The following is a 23,901-nucleotide window of genomic DNA, read 5'->3' on the forward strand; positions in this document are numbered from 1 at the left end:
GGAGAGTGTTGAATAATATTGGAACAATATAATGCAATTAACTGGAATGAAATAGAAGATATGGTCGATAAGGCTACATATGAAAAACTAACGAGTCAATTTTGGCTATCCACAAGAATGCCTGTATCAAAAGACTTATCAGATTGGAGAAGCTTACCTAGTATTGAAAAAAGATTAGTTGAGCGTGTGTTTGGCGGATTAACTCTGCTAGACACACTTCAATCAAGAGATGGTGTTCAGGCTTTACGTAAAAATGTTAGGACAGAATTAGAGTTAGACGTTTTAAATAATATTCAATTCATGGAGTCGGAACATGCACGTAGTTATAGTTCTATATTTAGTACATTGAATACTCCAAGAGAGATAACTGAAATATTCCAATGGACAAATTCAAACGAACTACTACAAAAAAAGGCAAAGATCATCAACGACATATATAAGGATGGTAATCATTTAGAGCAAAAGGTAGCCAGTGTATTTCTTGAATCATTTCTATTTTATTCAGGTTTCTATACGCCACTATACTACTTAGGGAAGTCACAACTAATAAACGTTGCTGAAGTTATTAAAATGATTTTGAGAGACGAATCAGTTCACGGTACATACATAGGGTATAAGTTTAAATTAGGATTTAATGAGTTAAGTAAAACAGAACAAGACAAAATGCAAACATGGGCTTATAATCTACTGTATGAGTTGTATGAAAACGAAATTAAATATACAGAATTGTTATATGACGAGATAGGTTGGACTGAGGATGTTAAGTTATTCTTGAGATATAATGCAAATAAAGCATTGATGAATTTAGGGTTGTCTCCATTATTCCCAGATCATAGAGATGATGTTAACCCCATCGTACTTAACGGATTGTCAACAGGGACGGCTAATCAAGACTTCTTCTCACAAGTTGGTAACGGCTATTTAATGTCCATTGTAGAAGATATGAACGATGATGATTACGACTATTAGTAAATTGGGGGTATGATAATTTGAGCAAAATGGATGAGCAGATTCTTGTTACACCTAGAGAAAAAATATTTGAAAACGAATCATTAGCATTTCAAGGTGTTAATTCGGATAAAGATAATTTAAATAAGGTTTTAGAAAATATAGAAACGAACTTTTCTGTTATGCGTAGAGGTGATGCAGAAGATAATTTTAATTACAAACAACCTATTCCTTATGCTGTAGTGAGACGGGTGAATGAAGTATTTGTCTACAAACGTCTAACTGGTGGTGGAGAAAAAAGATTACATAATCAACTATCAATAGGCGTTGGTGGACATATGAACAAAATAAACACTGGCAACTTTGAAATCCAATTGTTTGAAAACCTTAGACGTGAGTTAGATGAAGAATTAGACATTCAAAGTTCAACTAAGAAGTTGGAAATTATCGGATTGATTAACGATGATGGAAATGAGGTCGGAAAAGTTCATATAGGATTACTAGCAACTGTCGATTTAGACAGGAAGGCAACTGTTAAAGTTAAAGAAACAGAGCAACTTGAGGGTGAATGGATTAATGTTAAATCATTAGTTGATACAGAAGTTTACGACAATCTTGAAACTTGGTCACAATTTGTAGCAGACATATTAAATAAATAACACAACTTGGGATATGGACATAAATAATTGTTCATATCCTTTAACTTTACCTTGACATATTATATAAATATAATTATACTATAATTAGGGTTAGATTAACGAGATAAAAGCAAGTTTTTATTAAGTCGGGAAGGAGGACAAGAAAAATGAAAAAGGTTATTTATAAAAATGAGTACAGTGAATTAGTTGCAGAAGCAGATGGAGGCGTTGTAACTCTAACACAATATCTTGATAGTGTTCAAGATGGGGTTATTTCAATTTATTATGATGAAGTGAAAGAGTTGAATGAATTTATAACATCTGTGATTAAAATTGAATCAAAAACAGATTAAAATGACGAATTCATAAGGAGATGTGATACAGGTTGAAGATTACTGTTTTCGAGACGGGAGAAGCTAAGTGTATTGCTGATTTTGATGGTGAACGCATAACTTTAACCCAAGAAATATATGGGTATGGTGAAATTGATTCGATTACTTTATATGAGGATGAGTTAGATAAACTGTATAAATCTATTAAAAGTAAGGATTAAACAAAGATAATGCCATATAATATTTGTTTTAAAGGGAGTTGAATACAATAGACAAATTAGAAAAAGTGATTAATTATGATGGTGTTAAATACGATTGTGAATTTTATATAGAGGATTCTTATGGAGGCTATTCTATCGAGTACAAACTTATAAATGCGGAAGAAGACACTCAATTAGAAGGGATGTTGACTTGTAGTAATTTCGAAAAACTATATGAGAGTATGATTGATATCTTGGATAGGCATTATGAGACTGTAAAACACAGCAAATTCTTTTCAGATTTTAGAAATTGGGATGGAGTAATTAAATAAAAGACTTATTTTAAAAGGGAGAGGAGGAATAAAATTGTTTGGAATATTTAAAAAGAAGCAAAAAGAATTAAATGTAGATGTAGAGAGTCATTTTAAGGAAGTGTTTAAACATGTAAAACCAGCAAAAGTAGGTGATGTTGCACCAAGAGGTTTATTTCCGACAGATGGAGTGTATGCAGTAAACGGAGGAAAGGGAAACAAGACTTTAGCAGAGACGACGGTTGAAGATGGGATTATAACTGATATAAAGAGGTTCGTATAAAAGGAGGAATAAGTAGTTGGAGATAGCAGCAGAGGCATGGTTGCAATATTGGGGTGGAGAGTCAATTTATTGCGGATCGGAAAGATTAGATTTAGTAGTTAAATTTAAAGAATAAAGAGAATCAAAGACGGAATTCAATGTCTAAGAAAATAAATAACATGGATAAGATTGATGTTAAAGTTACAATCAAATAATTTAAGGAGGTTAAATAATTGGAAGTGTCGGCAAAATTAAAGAAGCATTACTTCTCTGATCGGATGGATAGGGTAAGTTTGATAATTAAATTCAGAGAACCAAATAAACTATTCAAAACAATTTTAAAAAAGAATTTAGAGAATTGGTTGTGGACAATACATGACGAAGACATATATAAAGATTACGATGATTTTTTTGAACAATCATATGAATGGTTTAAGGATGATGTATTGGTGAAAGAAACGATTAAAAGATGTGTAGAAAAACACTTTATTAATCAGAAGGAAAACTTATCTCAGTTAGAAAAAGAGAAGGAAATGAAAACCAAGACGTTTAATATTACGATTAAATGAATCAATTAACTCATATAAATAAAATTATATAATAATAGAGGAGAGTTAATTAATGGGTTCGAGCACAGAGGATGACGTTAAATTTTTTATGAATGGCGAAGAAGTTGGAAGTATGCAAACAGTTGAATCTGAATATAAACCTGAAAGAGAATTTAAAGATGGAGATAGTTTATTGGCATTCAATAGAGAATATTCGGTGACTATGAATGATATCCAAATTAACGAAGATTTTCTTGGTAAGATAAATGACGATAGTCGTACGTTTACTGTCATTGGTCAAGGTTATGCTTTTCCTAGAGGCAATAAATTTCCTAAAAAGAAACGTATTCGTAAGAAGTGGAAGAAGAAATATTGCAAAGAATTTAAATTAGACGATTGTAGAATTGGATAAAATCTTGGTTTTGAAAGGAGGATAAAACAAATGGAAGTAAAGGATTTAATTGTAAAATTGCTAGATATGCCTATGGATGCAAATGTATATTATGAAGGTGATTATACTGAAGGAGAAGTTGAACAGATTGAGTTTAAAGCAGTTTCACTATTGAGTGATAAAGTTGTTATTAAAATTGTTGAATAAAATTTCCCTTTTATAAGAAAGGAGTGAACAATTGAAATATTCATTTGGATTAGATGAAAAACAAAGTAAAAAAGCCGAGAAGTGGATGGAAGAAAAAGAAGCGTATGTTGGAGCAATTGGTGGACAGTTCACTTTCAGATTCACGCCAACGGGTTTAGGTACTATTGCTGTAATTTGTGATGACGAAAGTGGAGAAGAATTAAATTTAACTGACTATGATGAGTGGTAAAATTATGATTTTAAATGAAAAAGGAGAATGTTAAATGACAAATTTTAAAATTAATTATACAGGGAAAGAAAACACAAAAACCAAGAAAGATGTTCCTATTTTCTTAAAACACAAAGTCTCCGATGATAATCTGTATATGATTGCTCGTGAATTCAACACATATAGATTGTTGTGTGTTAATAATGGGCACGTTCAGTGTGCTTCTGACAACTCTTCTGATAATTTGGAGGAATTATTAAAAAAACTTAATGATTATTTTGATGAAGTTGAAATTGAAGTAAATGCAACATTTAAATAAAAATCACAAAGGAAGGAGAACTAAATGGATAAACCAAGTGCAAGGATTGATTTCAGTGACGACATGGGGAGAATATCACAAATTAAAAAAGAAGTCTCGGAATTACAACTTAGGATTTTTACATTACAACAAGAAGAGGGTAGGATTTGGGCAAGAAACAGTTTTTCTTTTACTTATACAGATAAATAAAAGTCATATTTTAAAAGGAGGAAGATGATTAAATGAGTCTTGAAGAGTTAGCGAATTCAGATTGTCGTTATTGTTTTGGTACAGGAGTTAGGCACAATGGATATAATGAATATCCTTGTCAATGTGCGATTACTAGCTATTCTTTTAATGAAATTGTATCTGAGACTGATTATATAAACCCTGTTAAAGAAATATTTAAATTTCCAGATGAATTAAGAGAAAAGTATCTAAACGCCTTATATGAAATTGGTTCTCATATTAGATCAACACCTGATTCAATACCACATATAATCAAAACATTGAAATCGGTTTTACCTGAATATGAAGATTAATTAAAAGTTTAATAAGAAAGGATTGATAAAATGTTTAAAGAGACGTATGGGTTTGATGTAGATAAACTTAGCCCAAACACGCCAATACATATAAAAGATAATGAATCCACAGAAAAACTAAACGGGCTGATGATTGTATCTAGTTGTGATGAAGGTTATAACTACCACTACGAAAACAAAACAGGTACGTATTTGATTTATGAAAGCTCTTCAACTTTTTTAAAAGTCTTCGATAATCGTGGATGTGAGTTAAAATTACCAATAAAACATTTTCTAGGTGAAAATCCAAGGATGAAAATTGAAATATTCACATTATAAAAATCACATTTTAAATGGAAAGGAATGATTAATTGACTTGTATAGTAGGATTAGTCTTTAACGGAGTTACATATATAGGAGGAGATTCATTAGGCTCTAATGGATATTCAAAAACGGTAAGAAAAGACACTAAAGTATTTAAATTAAAGGATACGAATAAGGCTGTTGTTGGCTACACTTCATCATATAGAATGGGTCAATTATTAATGTATGCAAAAGGATTAATAGATTCGAGAGATGAGCCTAATATTGATCATGAATATCTAGTAACTAGATTCATCCCAAACACTATCAAACTATTTGAAGATGGTGGGTATTCTAAGAATAGTAGCGGTGAAAAAACAGGCGGTAGCTTCCTACTTGGATATGGTGATAGGCTTTATCAGGTGTCTAGTGACTTTCAAGTTGGAGAATCAATTGATGGTTACGATGCTTGTGGAAGTGGAGAAGAGTTCGCATTAGGCTCATTGAAAACAACCGAAAATTCAAATATGTCTCCAGAGGAAAGAATTCACTTAGCATTACAAGCAGCTACTAAATTTAGTACTTCTGTTGTACCACCCTATCAGATTATCAACACTTATGACGATAAAGTTGAAACATATGAAAATTGAACTTATAACGAAAGGATTAATATATGAAATATGCTTTAAATACAACTATATTACTTTTGATTGCTTTGGCTACAGTTTATTTATTTGTAAGTATCTTACTAACAATAGGAATATTTAACAAACCAATATCTATAATTATAGCAGTATTTTTCACTACATTCATGTTGTTTTATGGAATGGAAGATTGATTTAAAACCACAAATTTATCAAGTGAGAAAAGGGTGATGAAAATGTTTCAATTACAAGATAGAGCAACTGATGAAATGATTATTATTTACTCGGTTAGAAGTGAAGGGAATAAAACGGAATTTCTTATTTACGCTGGTAGTAATTATGGATTTGTTTGGAATGATTCAAGCTACTTTAAGCCAAGAATTAATTAAAGCGATTATTTTAAGAAAAGGAGATGAGTTAAATCAAAGAAGTCTCGTATGTATTCTATAAATATAATGGAGAACACGTTGATCCGACACCTATAGATAGAACAGGTGTTGTTATGGGTGAGGATGGATTACTACTACATATTTATGACACTAAACTTAATCGTTACTGTTGGAGAAAAAGGAAAGACACCAAGATCATTAATCCAATACAATATAAGGAGGATGAGTAAATTGGAATTAGATAAAAAACACTTTATTGAATCGGATAGTTACTGCTTCATATTAAAGAAACGCACTGGTCGATTAGATAAGAAAACAGAAGAAGAAATTACAGAAAATATAGGTTACTTTACAACATTACAAGCAACATTAAAACATTATTATCTTAAGTTGGATATTAAAAAAGAAAAGTTGGAACATGTGAAGGATGTAATTTTATATTTAGATAAGATAGATAAGAAGATTGATAAAATAGGAGAAGGGATTGAGTTGAAATTATGGAATCAAATCAAATAGATGAGTTGGAATATGAGGATTTAGATGCAACGAAACTTGAGCAATGGAAAGTGGATGCCTTAATTGAGGATATTCGTGAGAACAATAATGATATTAAGAAGTACAAGGATATATTAGATAAACGTATAGCTGAGTTAAAGTTAAATTTTGAAAATAAGAAAACAACACTTGAGAAACGTAACCATTATTTATTATCAACACTAAACACCTACGCAAAACAACAAAAAGATTTAAAGAGCACAAAGACACAATGGAAATATTCAAGTTTATCGGGCGATATTTTGATAAAGAAGCCTTTACCTAAACTACAAAAGCCTGTCAAGGATACGTATAAAGATATTCAAAAATTATATCCAGAATTAGTTGAAGATGTAACTGAACAAAATTTAAATTGGAAAGATTTGAAATCTAAATTAGTTGTTCAGAATGGTGAAGTATATGACAAAGAGAGTGGAGAAAATTTATCATCTTATATAGATATTGAAATTAGTGATGAAGAAACGATTGTAAAATAGGAGTGATTAATTGAGCAAGGCTGATATTAAATACAAAGAATTAGTTCTCGATATTATAAACAATGGGTACAACAACAAAAATGAATCAACTAGGACTGTCTACGCTGATGGATGTCCTGCATATACAAAGTCCATATTTGGTGTTCAAATTAAATTTAAAGAAGGCGAAATACCTTTATTAACTAGCAAATATGTCGCAACAAACACAGCCATTAAGGAACTTTTATTGTTTTGGCAAAGACAAACTAACAAAAAGGAAAATTTTCATGATTGGAATGTTCATATATGGGACGAATGGTTTAACGATAATGGAGATTTAGGAACATCTTATTCATATCAATTTGAGAGTAGACCAAGGTATAAAAAAATAGAGGTTCAAAGAAGAACAAAAAAGCATCATAAAGAATTGTCTGATATAAAAGTAGGGGACGCAGAGGATCACCAACCAAAACGAGAAGGGTCTATCATCGGTGATATTATAGAAAGTCAAAATTCTGGAAAGTTCTTGGTGTTAGATGAATTTAGGACAAATAAAAGTATAGTGTGCTACGTTCAATTTCTGTCCACTGGGTTTAAACAAACGATAACAAAAGGAAATGCAACGAAAGGAAAGGTAAAAGATCCTTATGCAAGGAGACAGTTTAATGTGGGGTTTTATGGTGAACCTGAATTAGTGGCAAACTATTTGACCAAAGAAGAAAAACAAAAACTCTATTACACATGGAGAGGGATGTTGCAAAGATGTTATACTTCAACGTCTTTAACATCTAAGAATTACAATCATAAAGGTATTTTTATTGATGAAAGATGGCATAACTTTAGTACTTTCCTTAGTGATATGCAGGATATACCTCAGTTCTTTATTGCTAAAGAAGATAAGTTTAAAGGGTGGAATTTAGACAAGGATTATTTTGGAAGCAATTGTTATAGTAGAGATACTTGCGTATGGCTAGATGTTAATGACAATGCAAGGTATGCCAATGGTCGAACAATTAAAGCTGTTGACAAATATGGTAAAGAATACAAGTTTCTTTCTATTTCGGAAGCTAGTGAAGCTTTAGATATCGGTGCATCTAGTGTACATAGAGTGCTGAAAGGTGTATATGAAAGCACTAAGGGATACACTTTTTCATATGGAGAATCAAATAATGAATTACTTGAAAGGAATAAATTATCAAACAACCAAGTAGTAGATGTGTTAAGAGGGTTAAAATTAAACCCTACAAGTAGAAGACACATGACAAGTTTTTGGGATGACAGTACTGTTGATGAAAAAGCCTTGCAGGAATGTGCGTTTCAAACTCAATGGAACGTTAGAGGCGATAAACTTGATTTGATACTAACTCAACGATCTGCCGATGTAGGGTTAGGGCTTCCTTTTAATTGGTGGCAGTATTGGGTTCTTCAAAATATGATTGCTCAAACATGCGGGTTTAAGGTTGGAGAATTTACTCATCACATAGGTAATTGTCATATTTATGACAGGCATGAGAGTATTTTGCTAGAACAGATTAAAAATGATGGTTATCATCAGCCAGATTTTTGGATTAACCACGAAGTTACAGACTTTTTTAACTTTACAATTAAAGACTTTGAAATAATTGATTATAAACACGGGGGGAAAGCTCCTATGGAAGTTGCTTTATAATGTCATTTTCAATTATAGCTGCAGTAGGTAAAAATGGAGAAATTGGATTAAATAATAAACTATTATGGAATATACCAGAAGATTTTCAATGGTTTAAGTATCATACTATGAATAAGGTTGTAATAATGGGCAGACGAACTTACGAATCGCTACCTGTAGACTACCTCCCTAAACGAATTAATGTTGTGCTCACCAAAAATAAGGATTATAAACCACATACAGAAGTAATGGTTTTTCATACTGTTGATGATATTCTACATGAATTTGCGAATGAGCGTGAAGTAATGATATTAGGGGGTTCAGAGATATATAAACAATTCCTTCCTTATACTAATCGAATGTACTTAACTAAAGTCGATCATTCATTTGAGGCAGATTCTTATTTTCCTAAGATAGACTGGAATGATTGGAAGACATACTTTAAACATGAGGGTGAGAAAGATAACGAATACGATTATTGTTTTTATGTTTACAAGAAACCATTGAAATAAATAAAATTATCATAAAATACATATTGACATTAGATATAAATGGGATTATACTATAATAAGAGGTTGATTAAGGGGGTTGTATTCGTACATCCCCTATTTTTATAAGTTGGTGATAAGTGTTTTCATTATTATTATATTGATATTTGTAGTTGTAGTAGGAATTATTGATTGGATTGAAATTAGAAGATGAGGAAGGAGGATATCGATTGGATAATTATGTGAAATATCATTTACATTCCAGTTTGAGTAATCCTACGTGTGGAAATAAAGCTGATTCAACAACCAACTACCAAGCATTTGTAGACAGAGCTGCTGAAGTTGGAATGACGGCAATGGCTTTTTCGGAACACGGTAACACGTTTAGGTGGAAGAGAAAAAAAGATGCTATTGAAAAAAGCAACATGAAATATATTCATGCTAATGAGGTCTATGTTACTGAGCATAATGACAAAGATTTAAAACTAATCAGAGACAATTATCACTATATGTTAATAGCTAAAAATTGGGATGGAGTTAAGGAACTTAATTCTCTAGGATCTGACACATTCAGTAAAGAAGATGGGCATTTTTACTTTAACCCTAGAATAACTTTTGAAGAGTTGTATAAAACTTCTGACAATATATTAATGACAAGTGCATGTTTGGCTTCTCCGCTTTGGAGGTTATATAAAAAATCTAATTTAGATATAGGGTCTAACGAGTCATTAAATGCAAAGCGAAAACTAGATAATATGCTTTATTGGATGGAGAAAAATAAACATAGAATGTTTTTTGAGATTCAATATCACAACCACCCTGAACAAATAGCATACAATAAGATGTTGTTGAATTTATCAAAAGAATTAAAAATACCCTTGATAGCTGGTACTGATACGCATGAAATTAATCAGGATCATATGGACGCTAGAAAGTTGTTTTTACAATCAAAAGGTGCTACGTATGGAGATGAAGACAGTTTTGACTTAACTTTTAAAACCTATCCAGAACTAGTCGGTATGTTTGAAAAGCAAAACGCATTACCTAGAAATGAATATTTAGAAGCAATACACAACACGAATGTTATGGCTGATATGGTAGAGGAGTTCAAAATTGATTACACACCTAAATACCCCAAAATGTCAGACAACCCAGATGAAGAATTTAAAGAGAAAATTAGAATTGGCGTAAAAGAAAGAAATATAAATAAGAAACCTAAAGAAGAAATACAGGATTACTTTAAAAGAATTAGAGATGAGTTTGATACTTACAAAGAGTTGAACGCAATTGATTATATGTTGTTAAAGAAAAATATTATTGACTGGTGTCATAAGAATGATATTTTTCAAGGCTATGGTCGTGGAAGTGTTACAGGAAGCATCATAGCCTATTTATTAAATATTACTGAACTAGACAGCATTAAATACAATTTAAACTTTACGAGGTTTTTAAACAAAGATCGTGTTACTCTAGCTGACATCGATGTGGATCTGCCACCATCACGAAGACAAGAAGTTATCGATTATGTTGCGAGTTTAGACGGAATACAATTTGCTGAGATTATAACTTTTAATACTATGGCTTTAAGAAAAAGTATTGAGGTAATTGGTAAGGGTTTAAAATTCAATGATTCTAAAGTTGATAAATTAAAAGAATTAGCAGACAGCGATTATGAAAAGTTTAAAAAAGATTATCCAAAAGTTGAACGATATCTCACCTTATTAAAAGGGACTATCGAAAGTATCGGTTCACACGCATCTGGTTTTCTTGTTTCTCCAATTGACCTAGCGGAGAACGTTGGTTTATGCAAGACTAAAGAAAGTAAATATGATGTTACTTGTTTAGATATGAAAGAATTAGAAGGTATGAATTATGTCAAATTGGATTTGTTGGGTCTGGACAATATCGAGTCTGTCAACGAAACTTGTAAATTAGCAAATATCGATAGGCTTACGCCTGATAATATGGATTTTGACGACTTTGATGTATGGAAATCAATTAGAGAAAGTACATTAGGAGTGTTTCAATGGGAATCAAACAGTGCATTTAATTACTATAAAAGATTATTTTCAGATGAGACAATCAAAACGATAAAAGAAATATCACCCAATACATCATACATAGACTTATTATCAATTGGTAATGGTGCAATAAGACCATCCGGTGACTCGTATAGAGATGATCTTGCTGCAGGTAATTTTCATGATAACGGGCACGAGGCTTTGAATGAATTTCTATCTCCGACAATGGGGCAATTAGTATATCAAGAACAGATCATTGAGTTTTTAACTAGATTTTGTGGATTTACAATGGGTCAAGCCGACTTGGTTAGGCGTGGTTTAGCTAAGAAAGTGGGCACTCATGAGTATATCCCAAAGATTAAACAGGGATTTATAGATACAATGATGTCTAAGTATAAAACTAGCAAGGAGAAGTCAGAGGATTTAATAGAATATTTCTTAAAAGTAATAGATGATGCGTCGGATTATGGTTTTTCGACTAACCATTCGTATCCTTATTCTATGTTGGGGTATGCAAATGCTTGGTTAAGGCATTATTATCCGTTGGAATATTTAACAGCGTTAATGAATGTTAAAAGAAATGACAAGGAAGACATAGCCAAAATAATTCAATACGCAAACTTGAAAGGATTCAAATTAAAACCAATTGAATTTGGCAAGTCGATTGCGTTATATAATTTGGATAAAGAAGAGAAAAATATCTACAAAGGAATTAAATCGGTAGCTTATATGAATGACAAGATAAGCGATGAACTTTACGAATTGTCTAAAAATAAATATAGAACATTTACAGAACTCCTAGTTGAAATATCGGATAATACATCGGTTGACACAAGGCAGTTAGATAAACTGATTAGATTAAACTTTTTCAAAGGGTTCGGTAAAGTCGAAAGATTGCTAGCCATATACGATAACTTTATTAATGGGGAGTATAAATACAAAAAAACTTATGTCCAAAAAACTAAAGACAAACGAATACCAGAGTTAATTAGATGGGAGCAAGAAACATCTGATACGATATCATTTCCAATTAATGATAAATTATTTTTTGAATTAGAAAACTTAGGTTATATTGAGACGACTTTAGATGTGCCAAAATCTTATTGTGTAGTGCTAGAAGTGAACGCTAAATTTAAAAATGCTTTTGTTTACCTTTATCAACTCTCTACAGGAAATGAATTAAAGGTGAAGATTAAGCAGAAAGACTTTTTTACATCTCAAGGAGAGTTGGTTCAAGTTGGTGACTATATAGAAATAGTTAATTCATATAAGGATTATAAATGGTTTAAGAATAAAGATCCACAAGAAGGAGAAAAAGCATTTTATCAAGATGGCAAAACTAAAGAATTAATAGTTGATCAAGTCAGGCATATTAAATAAAAAGATAGGAGGAAATCAATTGAGCGACGCTATGAGTGATTATTATAAACAAGAAAGTTTGGAGAAACAGGCTAGAGAAATGTTAAAACAATATCGCAGGGCAAATGGAGACGAGAAAGAGGAGATTAAGCGAAAAATTGAATATTGTTTTGGTAATAGAGCCCCAGAAGAATTGGCAAGAGAAATCGGAGTATAATTATCTACATATAGTAGCAAATGTTTAAATTTATGTCCATATATTGATTTTTAACAAGATAAAACATAGGTTTTATCAGGTTGGGAAAGGAGGTTGATACTTTGGGAAGGAAGTCAATGCTACCGGAACAATTTAGTCTGATTATGAAAAGATGTAAAGAAGAATTTAAAGTCAGATATGTCAGTCCAGTTATCCATCCTAGAGCAAAAGATATTGTTGCTTTCACAATTTGGACATCCGATGAAACAGTTGAGTTTTCCATTACAAATAATCCAGATGAAGGCTTTGATTTAAATAAAGCAGTCAATGAATATTTAGATGAATTAGGAGGTGAATCATAATTTTTGGTAAACTTTTTAGGCGTAAAAGTAAAACGATGGATTATCAAAAAGAACAAGTCATTAGATGTGGATTTTGTAAACAGGTAATATTGCAATTCAAAAGAGATGTTAGTGGAGAGGAATTAATAGATGTCCCGAATCAACTAGAATGGATAGACGGGAAAGCAATTAGTGGTCAAGAATTATCAAAGTGCCCTAGGTGTGCAAAAAGCATTGATAGCTTGCTTGATTTAGATTTTTAAGCTATTTAAAATCAGTATTTTAATCAGAGTTGACGGAAAATCTGTACTAAGAAAAGGGTGAGTGAATGGATAAATACAAATGTATTAAACCTTTATCTGTTACAAAATACGATGAAAATGAAATGGTGACTGAGGATGAAGAAAAGTTAATTGAAGTTGGTTCAGAGTGGACTTTAGAGGAGGACAACCTATCTATATTTGGAGAGATTAGATTGGAAAGTGAATCTGAATGGTTAGATGTTTGTGAAGAAACGCTTAAAGAATGTTTTGAAGTAGTTGCTACATATCCTGAGTAAAATATGACTAAACGAAAGAGGAATTTTAGGAAGGAGGAACTAACTTGAAAGTATATGTTGTTCTTTATGAAAAATATACAGATAAAGAAACTGATGTTTTAGAAGTTCATACAGATGAAGGAGAAGCTAATCGTAGTGTAGCAATTGAAAGAGCTTTAATTGAAGAATATTCAAATGAAAGATTTCGTGATGAATGTTGGTATCAAGAAAAAGAAGTTATCTCGTAATTTGATACTCGTTAATTGAATTTAAATATGAGTCTTAACTGAAAGGAGAGCAGCAATGTTTAAATTTATAAATAAAAAATTAACTAACAGATATAAACAAGTACCTTTACTTTATATTACTTTCGATTTAAATAAGTATCAGGAAGTTGGCGAAAAGGACTCATGTGAATTAAAAGTACACCCTAACATGAGGGATGATGAATTTATAATCAATCAGTTGAATGATATTGTTGATCATATTCGTGACAATTATGACATGGAGAAATTAAGTAGATAAAAACTGAAAGGAGGTAATCAATTGGTTACATCTCATTTAAGAGGTCATCCAATAGAAATTTTACATGGCGAATGGGTATTTTCTGATACAAAAGAACCGACAGCTTTAACTCACAAAGATAGAGATTGTGGACATTGTAATTTACCAGCAACAGTAGAAGGTCATGATGGTTGTCTTGGAACATTAAAAGGAGTTATGAATTGTTGTTGTGGTCATGGTGACGTTAAAGAAACATATGTTCAGTTTTTAGATGGTTCAGGAATATATGGAGAAGATGCTGTAACAATATTAGATATTCTTAAGCGATATAAGGATGATGATTAAGTAAAATTTGACTTTTATTAAGCAATGAAGGGGTGGTAATTAATTGTCTTCAAATAAAAGAATTAACGAAGAGTTAGCTAGGGCAAGACGATCACCTATAAAAGACTTATATAATGAAGGATACATTGATGGGTTAGAGAAGGCTATTGAGATAGTAACGCAAAAAAAAACAAGTTTACCAACATGAGTAAAGAAGATTAGAACCCGACTTTTAACACGTCACATATAAATAAAATTACCATATAATTAAAGGGGATGATGTACATATATATTAACCTAGATAGATTCCAGCACCCAGATAATGAGGAGGAATTTTCACAATGTGATTACAGTGGCTGTAAAAATGAAATATATTACGGTGAAGAATATTTCCTATTACATGAAGGAACTCAACTTGTTCGTCTTCATGAAAGCTGTTATGACCCATACATAAAAGAAATCTTTGACAGACGTATATTGATTGCTGGTGTAGATGATGAGTGAAGGAAAAAAGTTTGAGGAAGACTTAGAAAAATCAGCTAACAAGCAGAACATATTTTGTTTTCGTGTACGAGATGTTAATCCAATGTTATTGAAGAAAGGTGCTAAGACAGCAAAAAATAAGTATGATTTCCTTGTTTATCATAAATTATATCTAGTGCCAATGGAATTAAAATCGGTCAAAGCTAAGTCTATCTCATTTGACGAATCCATGATTAAAGATTATCAGATTAAAAGTTTAACAGAAGCAAGTACATATCGTGGGGTTATAGCAGGATTTCTATTTAACTTTAGAATTGAAGATGAACCAAAAACTTACTTTATACATATAAATGACTTCAATGCATACAAAAACATAGCAGAAAATCAACTTGAACATAATTATAAATCTAAAGTTAATCGATCATCTATTCCAATTGGGATATGTGAAGAAATAGGCATCGAAGTCAAGTGGAGAAAACCAATATCGCGTTATACATATTATTTAAACGATTTGTTTAATGAGTTAACAGAAAAGTATGGATAAATTAATCAACTACTTACATATAAATGAATTAGGGAGAGGATGATGGTATGGGTAAAAAAGGAAGCATAAAATCTGTTAAAGTGAAATGCTTAGGTAAAATAGATATTAACGAGTATATGAGAAAACAAATCATTATCTTACTAAAAGAGGATGAAGGTTTACACTAGGAATAACACTGCATCATAATAATGTTGAAAAATGTCTTGCTTTGGTATATTATTAAATATGCTAAATGTAAGGCATTTTTTATATTAGGAGTTGTAGTAATGAAAGTAGCTATATATGCTCGTAAGTCAACATCTAAACTTGGACAAAAAGAAACGATAGAAAATCAAATTAAAATATGTAGACGTGAAGCAGAATTGCTTGGTTTAGAAGTAGTTGCCATAAAAACAGATAGTGCCACAGGGACAGATGATTTGAACCGTCCAGAGGTGAAAGATTTAATTGAAGATGCCATAAAAGGGAAATACGATTGTGTAATACTAAAAGGCATTTCTAGACTCTATAGAGATACTGAAAAAGGATTAGGATTGATTAAAAAGTTAGATAGAAGTGACATAAGGGTAATAACTGTTGAAGAACATTTTGACTCTGGCTTGAGTGAGAATAGGACAGGTACAGGACAATTAGATTTATCTCGTATTACCATGTACCTGATGTTTAGTGAGATGGAGAGTAAAAAACTCGCAGACAGAATTAAATATACTCAGATTGAAAAAGCTCATGCAGGTGAATGGAATCAAGCGTCTATGACACCTTACGGATTCATGTATAATTCTGACACAAAAAAATTAAAAGTAAATCAACCTAAAGCAGAGGTTATAAAATTAATATTTAAAATGTATATAAATGGGAGAGGCATGAACTCTATTGCACAATATTTGAATGGTGATAATGATGAAGGGTTATTCTTCCCGTCACCAAGATCAAAAAGATGGAGTGAATATACAATTGGATTTATTTTAAAAAATCAAGTGTATTGTGGTGACGTTGTTTATAATAGAAGAAGTAAGAAAACTAGACCTTATAAAAATCCTGAAATGATAGGTAAAACAGATGAGGATATTTATGTAGGCAAAGACTTAAACGAAAAAGATAAATGGATTATTACTGAAAACGCACATGAATCTATTATCGATAGAGATACATTTTCACAAGCACAGCAGATAATGGAGATGAAGGCTCAGAGAAAAGGTATTAAGAATAATATATCTTTATTGGCTGGTTTAGGAAAATGCGGAAAGTGTGGGAAAGGACTAACATTCAAAAGAGGTAATAAGAATAGTTTAGGACAAATTAACACAAAAGATAACTACTACTGCATGAATTATATCCGTTACGGTAAACAGTTTTGCACATCTCATCATATAGGATCAAAAGAATTAGAAGAAGTAGTAATTGATGAATTACTGTTAAAAATAAAAGAAAAAATAAATTATGAAAAATCAGTTAGCAGTATTCCTACAAATAAGAAAAGCAACTTAGATAAAGATATTAGCAAACTTCAAACAAATATCGATACACTGGTTCATAAGATGGATATGCTGTTAGAAAAGAATATGGATGAAAAAATCACTGATACACAATTTAATATGTTCAATGAAAAATATTCAAATGAATTAGATGTGTTAACCAAACAATTAGAAAAATTGAAGATTAAGCAAAGTGAGAGTAGTGACGGAGAGGATAAACAAATTAGATTAAGGGGTAAGTATGAAGAGGCTTTAAATATTAAGGAATATCCGAAAGAGAAGAAAAGGTATATCATTCTTGACCTAGTGAGTAAACTGGTGATTAATGATGGAGAAGTAGAGATTGAATTTAACATATAACCCTATATACTGGGGTTATTTTTTCTACACTGTTTATACGGGTACACCGTTCTCGGTGTAAACATTCGGTGTAGAAATATCCAAGCTATGAGAACGTAAACTAATCGTTTCTGCTTGTTGAAATATTGGAATGATAAATGCGCCGCCACCACGCACAATTTTAATTCCGCTACTATCGTCGACTTTATATACATTTTTATTTCCTAAAAAACTACCAGTTACAATCATTGCATCATCTGCACCAACAGTCTTATATCGGACTGCGAAAAGGATTGCAAACGCTAAGATAACTGCAACAATTACACCAATGACAATAAGAAAATCCATAACTTTTCTCCTTTTTATAGGTTATCAAGTTCTGAAACATACAAAATTCCGTCAATTACCTGAATAACCACTATTTGTGTTCCCTGTTTAATTTCAACCTCATCAAAACTCTTTGCTGTTTCACTGCGACTACCATTAGTAGATTCAATGAATACTTCTCCCATTCCATTGGCGGGAATGGTTGTGATAACTTCACCGACCTTACCTTCTAAATCAAAGATTGAGATGGAAGTTGAGGCTTCAGCATTAGACATTGGAATAACTAAAAAATAATAGATTAGAAAATAGGACCCGGTGCCAATCAAAAGGCTAAGTATTAATACAAAAAGAGCATTTGTATCGGAGTATTTTGTTAATAATACGCCTGAACCACCTATAACAGATAATGTACCGAATAATAATAATGGGTTTAGAAATTCTCCTACACTATCAAAAAGACTATCTAGTAAACCTTCAAGGAAATCGCCCAGAAACAGGGATAAAATGGCGATACCCAAACTTCCGAAAAGCAACCACCAATAAATATCTAATGCTACAATAAGATCACATCCCTTCTTTTAGTATTCCAGTAATATATACGTTCTAAAAATCAGAAAAGTTCCATTTTTTTGTAAATAAGCATGTGCTCCATAACCATAATTGATTAGATGCAATTAATTGGTGGAATTGCAGGGCTTTGTTCCGGTAGTTTGACATTAACAGAATATTTACTTATAATTCAATTAAATCAAAAATAATTGATTAAAAGAGGGATTCGATGAGCGCAACTCAAATCGTATTAAACCAAGATCAAACGTTTAAGACATATGAGAAGAAGTTTAAAGCTTTATCAGATGAAATCCGATTAAAGGTAATGTACGAACTCAATCAACGAGGGCAAGTGTGTGTATGTGATCTTAGTGATATTATTGAATTACCGCAATCTAAGCTATCTTATCATTTAAAGATACTCCTCGATGTTGAGCTAATAAAAAGAGAGAAAATAGGTACTTGGAATTACTATAGTGTAAATGAGAAAGCGGTTAAATTACTTCTTTCAGAAGAATTGCGGTGTTTGTTTTATCCAGGTAAATAAAATATATTCATGATTAAGGAACAGATCTCTGCGTTGTTAGGGGTCTGTTCTTTCTTAAAACGTCACAAATTGTAAGAAAGTCTTTAGTGATACGGGGGCTGAGTATTTGAAAATTGTAACAAGAATACTACTTTTAATAATAGTGGTTGGAGCAATTGGATATAGTTTGTATAACTTTGGTACAAAGATTGTTGCAGATAAGGTTATCAATCGAGTTGGAGAAGAATTAGAAAATAACAAAGAGTTGGAGTTAGTAAAACAATCTATTATTAGTGATCCAGAGCTTCGGAGATTTGTCCAAGAAGGAGAAAATATAAACGAAGACTCACTTCCTTTTAAAACAAAAGAAGAGGCGATAAAAGTTATTGTGAGTAAACTTAGCCTAGATGAAGTTCAAGAGATTAGGTCAACAGTTCAAGACGGTGTAACTGCACAAGAACAACAAGAACTTCTAATGAAGGCTGAAAGAATGCTGTCTTTGGATGAACTAAATGCATTAAAGGTAGTCTTTTATAAAGAGATTTCAAAAGAATAGTTGCTGTTTAGGATAATGGAAAAGGTTATCTGATTGAGAGGTGTCTTCCAATCAGATAACCTTTTCTAGCTGTTAGGAAATTATAAAATGGACTGCTGTGGATAATTAATTTCACAGCTTAGCCACGTCCAGCTCCGTCGCCTGCGCTTTTGTTCCTAAATTAATTTTCTAGTACATATTTATTTCTACTAGCTCCTAGTCCAAAGACAAGCATAAGCAAGGAAACTACCAATATAGTAATAAGTGGGGTTGTCCAAGAATATGTTGCATCAAAGAGCAATCCAATTAAGATGGGTCCTATCGCGGCTAGTAAATAACCAAACGATTGCGCCATGCCAGAAAGTTCTGCTGCCTGTCTTGCGTTAGACGTACGCATTCCTAACATCGCTAATGCTAAACTAATACTCGCACCAAGTGCAAAACCAATCAAAATAATTGAAAGGATCATGATAGGAAATGGTCCATCGATTAATAATCCCCCGTAGCCAAACAGTGCGCATAATCCAATCACTAGTATAATACCATGTTGGTTTTGGAACTTATTTGCTAAAATAGGTGCTAAAAATGTAGCCGGAAGACTTATGAACATCATAAAAGATAGTAGCCAGCCAGCAGTTTCCATGTCGAATCCATAGCTGTGTAATATCTCTGGTAACCAAGATACAGTGGTATAAAATAGAAATGATTGCAAGCCCATAAAGGCAGTAACCTGCCATGCAAGTGGTGAGCGTAATAGTCTAAATCCAGAAGTTTCAAAGAGATCTAATTCATTTGATGATTTTTGAGATTTAATCAGATAAATCCAAATGGTAATGCCAATAACTGCTAGCGTTGCCCAAAAGAGTAAGGCTTTTTGCCATCCCATCCCGAATCCATTTGCCAATGGTATACTTAAGCCGGAAGCAGTTGCTGCTAGTAATGACATAGAAGTGGTGTAGATGCTAGTCATTAGCCCTAATCTATGAGGGAATTTATCTTTTATAAATCCAGGTAATAGAACGTTGCAAACTGCTACACCTAATCCGACAAAAATTGTTCCAACATACAAGGTGGCTGTAAACGCGATGGATCGAATGCTAATGCCGAGTAATAATAAGATAAGTCCAAGCAGCATCGTTCGTTCATTTCCTAATTTATTTCCTAGTTTTGGGGCGATTGGTGACATAACTGCGAATGCTAATAATGGAAGGCTCGTGATTAGGCCAGCACTCCAGTTAGCCAAACCAAGATCATCTCTAATAATGCCGATGAGAGGACCTACTGATGTTATCGCCGGTCTGAGATTAAAGGCGATGATTATGACACCAATGGCCAACATAAGTTGTTTAAAGTTGAATTTGTTCTTTATTCTTAACGTGTTCATGGTAAGAGTCTCCTAAGTTAGATGCAATGTTTATTATTCTAGTCATTCAGTCGTTGTTAGATTTATAATGTTAACAGACACATTCAGGAACATTAAGATAGTCATCTATCGGTTTTAATCGCTATCGTATCAAAGTATAAAGTAGATAGAAAATTCATCAAACTTCAGACTTTATTAATATAACATACTAAACAACTTTTGCTATAAGTACTGTTTTAAAATAATTTAAGGGTTGTGAGATAAATGAAATCAAAAATGAAGGAAGAAGTTTTCTCCTGGATAAAGGCTATAGTAGTAGCACTAGTTATTGTTCTAATTAGTCGTCACTTCTTTATTGCTCCTTCCATTGTCAAAGGGGAGTCAATGATGCCTAGTCTTCATGATGGTGATCGCATTATTATTAGTAAAATGACTAAGATAGATCGTTTTGACGAGATTGCATTCCAGGCACCAGATTCGGATGACAACTATGTAAAAAGAGTCATTGGATTACCTGGGGATGAGGTCGTTATGAAGGATGATACTCTTTACATTAATGGCAAGGTTTATGATGAACCCTATTTAGATAAGCACAGTAACCAGTTAGCTCACAATGAACAATTAACTGAAAACTTTAATTTAGAAAAACTTACTGGTGTCGAGGTCGTCCCTGAAGGTTCCTTGTTTGTATTAGGAGATAACCGAATCCACAGTAAGGATAGTCGATACTTTGGATTTATATCTGAGGAATCAGTGATTGGAGATGTGAAAATAAAAATTTGGCCATTAAGTGATTTTGGAATTCCTAACTAAAAAAAAGCAGAATACCACCTGACAAAGATGGAATTCTGCTTTTTAAGTTATCTTTAACTGATAAAAAAATCTAATAGTTTTAGGAAGCAATTTATATAGAAGTAATTCAGAAACTTGGTTTGGTATATGTCCATACTGTTTGACATTTTTTAAAAACGAGTTAACATAAAGTTTATAATGAATAAATTTAATTAACTAAACGCTTTTAATTAAAAAGGAGCGAATGTATGGATAACTCCACAGATGAATTGGCAAAACAGAAATTTGAGGCAGCAAAAGAACAAGTTATTGGAGCGATAGCTGAAACAATGGACTTATATGGTGTTGCGCCATCAGCAGGAAGTTTGTATGCAACGATGTACTTCAAGGAGCAAATGACGCTTGATGAAATGCGTGAAGAGCTCGAAATGAGCAAACCAAGTATGAGCACCGGGGTTCGTAAGCTCCAAGAAAATGAAATGGTAAAAAAGACGTTTCCAAAAGGAACTAGAAAACATACGTATGTAGCTGAAAAAAACTTCTTCCGTTCTTTTATGGTTTTTTATTGTCAGATGTGGGATCGAGAAGTCAAAATGAATATGAATGCTATTGAACTAGCACAAGCAGAATTTGATGAACTATTGAATGATCCAGCTGTTAGTGAAGAGCTAAATGAGGAAGTCAAAAAAAAATACGAATTGCTTGAGAACTCAAAAACCTACTATCGTTGGTTGGAAAGCTTGGCAGCTAGTATTCGTAGTGGGGAAATTTATGAATTTCTACCGAAAGAGATAAAAGATAAATAGTCCTATTAATTTTGTGAATACCGTTCAATAGTTAATGTTAGCTTTTCAGAGTTGATTATTATAATGAAAGCGTCTATGTGATACCATGTGTATTGTATAGACGATTTTTTATAATAATAAAACATAACCTCTTTTTAAAATAGTGAGATGAAAAATTTCTGGAAGGAGGAACTGGACTTGCGCTTGTGGCATGAAAAACTTATAAAGCGTCTGCCGCGACAGCAACTACTAGGTCAACATCGAGAATGTTGTGCTCTTAGAGGTAACGGGTGGGGAAAACCGCACGCTACAGTGAATTATGTATTCTCTCACTCACCATTTAAATTGTTCGCATATCATCAAATAATCATGAATGAGATGAGTGCTAGAGGCTATCGAGTCAATGAATTATGGCTAAATCCTACCTATCGAGGGGCATCCTGTGAACCTTATAGACAAGAATTTTATTATGATAATCATAAAGAAATGAATCAAGAGGTAATATATTCTGAACACGACAATGCATACTTAGAAGAGTGCCTAAACAATCTAAAGGAAAAGGGTATTTTGATTAATTTAAATCATGATTAAGGAAGTCCTACAATAGTAATTAATTAAAAGCATCATTTAATTAATTACTATGTGAGGGTACAACAGAACTGGTGGTGGAATAGACGTGAAATCTTTGTGTATATTTGCAGGATCTAACTTAGGGAAAAATCCAGAGTATCATGAAAAGGCACAAATGCTAGGTACGTTAATCGCTAGTAATGGATACAGGTTAATCTATGGTGGATCCAAAGTAGGCCTAATGGGCAGTGTCGCAAATGCAGTGCTAAATGAAGGTGGCCAAGTAGTTGGGGTGATGCCTAAAGGCCTATTCACAGGAGAAACTGTTCATACTGGTTTGTCTCAATTAATTGAAGTGGATAGCATGCATGAACGGAAAGCGAAAATGAGTGAAATGGCAGATGGTTATATTGCTTTACCAGGTGGTTTGGGGACGCTTGAAGAATTATTAGAAGTTTTATGCTGGGCGCAAATTGGAATACATAAAAAACCAATCGGTCTTTTAAATAGCAATGATTATTACGACCCCTTGGTACAACTAGTGAAATATAGCATTGATGAAGGATTCTCAAGTGACGGGCATCTATCAATTATGCAAGTTTCTAAAAGTCCACAGGAGTTATTAGATAAGTTAAAAGCTTATCGACCACCACTAATGGAAACCAAATGGAAAACACAGTAAATAATAGGGATGCCTTTTTTATAAGGGTATCTCTTTTTTATTTTGGCTGGTTTCTAAAAGAGTGGGATTGTGATTATTCGTCCCGCCGACTACTATAAAGGCGAAAAAGTGCGTGTTTGGGGCGAATCTTTGCTCTTTTGAGGCGAATCTACGTGTGTTTAGGGCGAATAGTTTACTATTAAGGTTGAATTCACACATTTTTCAGGCGAATCCACGTGAGGAGGCTCATCGATCTCCAGCAAAAAGCGTGATCATTCCCAAAACGGTATGAATTCGTAGTATTTTGTCACAATTTCTATCTA

Annotated in this window: 40 protein-coding genes and 1 pseudogene; 38 read left to right on the plus strand and 3 right to left on the minus strand. The window is 32.5% G+C overall.

Going from position 1 to position 23,901, the window contains the following annotated elements:
- Nucleotides 1–18 precede the first annotated feature (18 nt).
- The 32 genes from nrdF (at nucleotide 19) to LD272_RS06545 (ending at nucleotide 17,491) form a co-directional block, all read left to right on the plus strand.
- Nucleotides 19–969 carry a class 1b ribonucleoside-diphosphate reductase subunit beta gene (nrdF, locus tag LD272_RS06390; protein WP_255639667.1) on the plus strand — a complete coding sequence of 317 codons (951 nt, stop codon included), beginning with the start codon at nucleotides 19–21 and terminating at the stop codon, nucleotides 967–969.
- 20 nt (nucleotides 970–989) lie between these two features.
- Nucleotides 990–1,607, plus strand: a complete 618-nt coding sequence (locus tag LD272_RS06395) for a hypothetical protein (protein ID WP_226035763.1) — start codon at nucleotides 990–992, stop codon at nucleotides 1,605–1,607.
- A gap of 146 nt (nucleotides 1,608–1,753) precedes the next feature.
- Entirely contained in the window at nucleotides 1,754–1,939 is a 186-nt protein-coding gene (locus LD272_RS06400; RefSeq protein WP_226035764.1) for a hypothetical protein, read from the plus strand.
- A gap of 32 nt (nucleotides 1,940–1,971) precedes the next feature.
- Nucleotides 1,972–2,139 (plus strand): hypothetical protein, encoded by a 168-nt coding sequence (locus LD272_RS06405; RefSeq protein WP_226035765.1) that lies wholly within the window; start codon nucleotides 1,972–1,974, stop codon nucleotides 2,137–2,139.
- Between the two features lie 38 nt (nucleotides 2,140–2,177).
- Nucleotides 2,178–2,450, plus strand: coding sequence for a hypothetical protein (locus LD272_RS06410; protein ID WP_226035766.1), 273 nt, complete (start codon nucleotides 2,178–2,180; stop codon nucleotides 2,448–2,450).
- Between the two features lie 34 nt (nucleotides 2,451–2,484).
- The gene (locus LD272_RS06415) at nucleotides 2,485–2,712 is read left to right on the plus strand and encodes a hypothetical protein (protein ID WP_226035767.1); all 228 of its coding nucleotides are present in this window, start codon (nucleotides 2,485–2,487) and stop codon (nucleotides 2,710–2,712) included.
- A 212-nt stretch (nucleotides 2,713–2,924) separates the two neighbouring features.
- On the plus strand, nucleotides 2,925–3,260 hold the full coding sequence (locus tag LD272_RS06420) for a hypothetical protein (protein WP_226035768.1): 336 nt from the start codon (nucleotides 2,925–2,927) through the stop codon (nucleotides 3,258–3,260).
- A gap of 52 nt (nucleotides 3,261–3,312) precedes the next feature.
- Nucleotides 3,313–3,651 (plus strand): hypothetical protein, encoded by a 339-nt coding sequence (locus tag LD272_RS06425; protein WP_226035769.1) that lies wholly within the window; start codon nucleotides 3,313–3,315, stop codon nucleotides 3,649–3,651.
- A gap of 30 nt (nucleotides 3,652–3,681) precedes the next feature.
- On the plus strand, nucleotides 3,682–3,837 hold the full coding sequence (locus LD272_RS06430; RefSeq protein WP_226035770.1) for a hypothetical protein: 156 nt from the start codon (nucleotides 3,682–3,684) through the stop codon (nucleotides 3,835–3,837).
- 31 nt (nucleotides 3,838–3,868) lie between these two features.
- On the plus strand, nucleotides 3,869–4,066 hold the full coding sequence (locus LD272_RS06435) for a hypothetical protein (protein ID WP_226035771.1): 198 nt from the start codon (nucleotides 3,869–3,871) through the stop codon (nucleotides 4,064–4,066).
- A 34-nt stretch (nucleotides 4,067–4,100) separates the two neighbouring features.
- Nucleotides 4,101–4,364: a hypothetical protein gene (locus tag LD272_RS06440; protein ID WP_226035772.1), complete on the plus strand. Its 264-nt coding sequence runs from the start codon at nucleotides 4,101–4,103 to the stop codon at nucleotides 4,362–4,364.
- Nucleotides 4,365–4,388: 24 nt separating this feature from the next.
- Complete coding sequence (locus LD272_RS06445; protein ID WP_226035773.1) at nucleotides 4,389–4,553, plus strand: hypothetical protein; 165 nt, start codon at nucleotides 4,389–4,391, stop codon at nucleotides 4,551–4,553.
- A 32-nt stretch (nucleotides 4,554–4,585) separates the two neighbouring features.
- Nucleotides 4,586–4,885, plus strand: coding sequence for a hypothetical protein (locus LD272_RS06450; RefSeq protein WP_226035774.1), 300 nt, complete (start codon nucleotides 4,586–4,588; stop codon nucleotides 4,883–4,885).
- 30 nt (nucleotides 4,886–4,915) lie between these two features.
- Nucleotides 4,916–5,203, plus strand: a complete 288-nt coding sequence (locus tag LD272_RS06455) for a hypothetical protein (RefSeq protein ID WP_226035775.1) — start codon at nucleotides 4,916–4,918, stop codon at nucleotides 5,201–5,203.
- A gap of 32 nt (nucleotides 5,204–5,235) precedes the next feature.
- Nucleotides 5,236–5,817, plus strand: a complete 582-nt coding sequence (locus tag LD272_RS06460) for an Ntn hydrolase family protein (protein ID WP_226035776.1) — start codon at nucleotides 5,236–5,238, stop codon at nucleotides 5,815–5,817.
- A gap of 230 nt (nucleotides 5,818–6,047) precedes the next feature.
- Nucleotides 6,048–6,200: a hypothetical protein gene (locus LD272_RS06465; RefSeq protein WP_226035777.1), complete on the plus strand. Its 153-nt coding sequence runs from the start codon at nucleotides 6,048–6,050 to the stop codon at nucleotides 6,198–6,200.
- Between the two features lie 222 nt (nucleotides 6,201–6,422).
- Nucleotides 6,423–6,716: a hypothetical protein gene (locus LD272_RS06470; protein WP_226035778.1), complete on the plus strand. Its 294-nt coding sequence runs from the start codon at nucleotides 6,423–6,425 to the stop codon at nucleotides 6,714–6,716.
- The gene (locus LD272_RS06475; protein WP_226035779.1) at nucleotides 6,698–7,231 is read left to right on the plus strand and encodes a host-nuclease inhibitor Gam family protein; all 534 of its coding nucleotides are present in this window, start codon (nucleotides 6,698–6,700) and stop codon (nucleotides 7,229–7,231) included. Before LD272_RS06470 ends, LD272_RS06475 begins: the two co-directional genes overlap by 19 nt.
- 10 nt (nucleotides 7,232–7,241) lie before the next feature.
- A complete protein-coding gene (gene thyA / locus LD272_RS06480) occupies nucleotides 7,242–8,879 on the plus strand; it encodes a thymidylate synthase (protein WP_226035780.1) in 1,638 nt (545 codons plus the stop codon).
- On the plus strand, nucleotides 8,879–9,370 hold the full coding sequence (locus LD272_RS06485) for a dihydrofolate reductase (RefSeq protein ID WP_226035781.1): 492 nt from the start codon (nucleotides 8,879–8,881) through the stop codon (nucleotides 9,368–9,370). The genes thyA and LD272_RS06485 overlap by 1 nt, the downstream gene beginning before the upstream one ends.
- A gap of 206 nt (nucleotides 9,371–9,576) precedes the next feature.
- Complete coding sequence (locus LD272_RS06490; protein ID WP_226035782.1) at nucleotides 9,577–12,747, plus strand: PHP domain-containing protein; 3,171 nt, start codon at nucleotides 9,577–9,579, stop codon at nucleotides 12,745–12,747.
- 19 nt (nucleotides 12,748–12,766) lie between these two features.
- Nucleotides 12,767–12,943, plus strand: a complete 177-nt coding sequence (locus tag LD272_RS06495) for a hypothetical protein (protein ID WP_226035783.1) — start codon at nucleotides 12,767–12,769, stop codon at nucleotides 12,941–12,943.
- Nucleotides 12,944–13,044: 101 nt separating this feature from the next.
- On the plus strand, nucleotides 13,045–13,284 hold the full coding sequence (locus LD272_RS06500) for a hypothetical protein (protein WP_226035784.1): 240 nt from the start codon (nucleotides 13,045–13,047) through the stop codon (nucleotides 13,282–13,284).
- 35 nt (nucleotides 13,285–13,319) lie between these two features.
- On the plus strand, nucleotides 13,320–13,526 hold the full coding sequence (locus LD272_RS06505) for a hypothetical protein (protein ID WP_226035785.1): 207 nt from the start codon (nucleotides 13,320–13,322) through the stop codon (nucleotides 13,524–13,526).
- Nucleotides 13,527–13,591: 65 nt separating this feature from the next.
- On the plus strand, nucleotides 13,592–13,822 hold the full coding sequence (locus LD272_RS06510) for a hypothetical protein (RefSeq protein ID WP_226035786.1): 231 nt from the start codon (nucleotides 13,592–13,594) through the stop codon (nucleotides 13,820–13,822).
- 44 nt (nucleotides 13,823–13,866) lie between these two features.
- Entirely contained in the window at nucleotides 13,867–14,049 is a 183-nt protein-coding gene (locus tag LD272_RS06515) for a hypothetical protein (RefSeq protein ID WP_226035787.1), read from the plus strand.
- 55 nt (nucleotides 14,050–14,104) lie between these two features.
- A complete protein-coding gene (locus LD272_RS06520) occupies nucleotides 14,105–14,326 on the plus strand; it encodes a hypothetical protein (protein ID WP_226035788.1) in 222 nt (73 codons plus the stop codon).
- A 21-nt stretch (nucleotides 14,327–14,347) separates the two neighbouring features.
- On the plus strand, nucleotides 14,348–14,650 hold the full coding sequence (locus LD272_RS06525; RefSeq protein ID WP_226035789.1) for a hypothetical protein: 303 nt from the start codon (nucleotides 14,348–14,350) through the stop codon (nucleotides 14,648–14,650).
- Between the two features lie 43 nt (nucleotides 14,651–14,693).
- Nucleotides 14,694–14,837: a hypothetical protein gene (locus tag LD272_RS06530; protein ID WP_226035790.1), complete on the plus strand. Its 144-nt coding sequence runs from the start codon at nucleotides 14,694–14,696 to the stop codon at nucleotides 14,835–14,837.
- 71 nt (nucleotides 14,838–14,908) lie between these two features.
- Entirely contained in the window at nucleotides 14,909–15,133 is a 225-nt protein-coding gene (locus tag LD272_RS06535) for a hypothetical protein (RefSeq protein ID WP_226035791.1), read from the plus strand.
- On the plus strand, nucleotides 15,126–15,656 hold the full coding sequence (locus tag LD272_RS06540; RefSeq protein WP_439647383.1) for a PDDEXK family nuclease: 531 nt from the start codon (nucleotides 15,126–15,128) through the stop codon (nucleotides 15,654–15,656). The genes LD272_RS06535 and LD272_RS06540 overlap by 8 nt, the downstream gene beginning before the upstream one ends.
- 266 nt (nucleotides 15,657–15,922) lie before the next feature.
- Entirely contained in the window at nucleotides 15,923–17,491 is a 1,569-nt protein-coding gene (locus LD272_RS06545) for a recombinase family protein (protein ID WP_226035793.1), read from the plus strand.
- A gap of 36 nt (nucleotides 17,492–17,527) precedes the next feature.
- On the opposite strand, the pseudogene LD272_RS06550 reads toward LD272_RS06545, so the two are convergent.
- Both LD272_RS06550 and LD272_RS06555 read right to left on the minus strand, forming a co-directional pair.
- Nucleotides 17,528–17,818: pseudogene (locus tag LD272_RS06550) on the minus strand (SPFH domain-containing protein); the annotation flags it as partial.
- Between the two features lie 14 nt (nucleotides 17,819–17,832).
- A complete protein-coding gene (locus LD272_RS06555; protein ID WP_500784462.1) occupies nucleotides 17,833–18,357 on the minus strand; it encodes an NfeD family membrane protein in 525 nt (174 codons plus the stop codon).
- Nucleotides 18,358–18,575: 218 nt separating this feature from the next.
- On the opposite strand from LD272_RS06555, the gene LD272_RS06560 reads away from it, so the two are divergent.
- Both LD272_RS06560 and LD272_RS06565 read left to right on the plus strand, forming a co-directional pair.
- Nucleotides 18,576–18,893 (plus strand): ArsR/SmtB family transcription factor, encoded by a 318-nt coding sequence (locus LD272_RS06560; RefSeq protein WP_226035795.1) that lies wholly within the window; start codon nucleotides 18,576–18,578, stop codon nucleotides 18,891–18,893.
- Nucleotides 18,894–18,999: 106 nt separating this feature from the next.
- Nucleotides 19,000–19,428 (plus strand): hypothetical protein, encoded by a 429-nt coding sequence (locus LD272_RS06565; protein WP_226035796.1) that lies wholly within the window; start codon nucleotides 19,000–19,002, stop codon nucleotides 19,426–19,428.
- Nucleotides 19,429–19,588: 160 nt separating this feature from the next.
- On the opposite strand, the gene LD272_RS06570 is transcribed toward LD272_RS06565, so the two are convergent.
- Nucleotides 19,589–20,791 (minus strand): CynX/NimT family MFS transporter, encoded by a 1,203-nt coding sequence (locus LD272_RS06570; RefSeq protein ID WP_226035797.1) that lies wholly within the window; start codon nucleotides 20,789–20,791, stop codon nucleotides 19,589–19,591.
- 243 nt (nucleotides 20,792–21,034) lie between these two features.
- Between LD272_RS06570 and lepB the strand changes: the two genes are divergently transcribed.
- The 4 genes from lepB (at nucleotide 21,035) to LD272_RS06590 (ending at nucleotide 23,599) form a co-directional block, all read left to right on the plus strand.
- Nucleotides 21,035–21,583 carry a signal peptidase I gene (gene lepB, locus LD272_RS06575; RefSeq protein WP_226035798.1) on the plus strand — a complete coding sequence of 183 codons (549 nt, stop codon included), beginning with the start codon at nucleotides 21,035–21,037 and terminating at the stop codon, nucleotides 21,581–21,583.
- 227 nt (nucleotides 21,584–21,810) lie between these two features.
- On the plus strand, nucleotides 21,811–22,368 hold the full coding sequence (gene cudC, locus LD272_RS06580; protein WP_226035799.1) for a choline uptake/conversion transcriptional regulator CudC: 558 nt from the start codon (nucleotides 21,811–21,813) through the stop codon (nucleotides 22,366–22,368).
- 177 nt (nucleotides 22,369–22,545) lie between these two features.
- Nucleotides 22,546–22,938 carry a TIGR02328 family protein gene (locus LD272_RS06585; protein ID WP_226035800.1) on the plus strand — a complete coding sequence of 131 codons (393 nt, stop codon included), beginning with the start codon at nucleotides 22,546–22,548 and terminating at the stop codon, nucleotides 22,936–22,938.
- Between the two features lie 85 nt (nucleotides 22,939–23,023).
- Complete coding sequence (locus LD272_RS06590) at nucleotides 23,024–23,599, plus strand: LOG family protein (RefSeq protein ID WP_226035801.1); 576 nt, start codon at nucleotides 23,024–23,026, stop codon at nucleotides 23,597–23,599.
- The last annotated feature ends 302 nt before the right edge of the window (nucleotides 23,600–23,901 follow it).

The organism is Aquibacillus saliphilus (genome assembly GCF_020404745.1).
Lineage (GTDB): Bacteria > Bacillota > Bacilli > Bacillales > Amphibacillaceae > Aquibacillus > Aquibacillus saliphilus.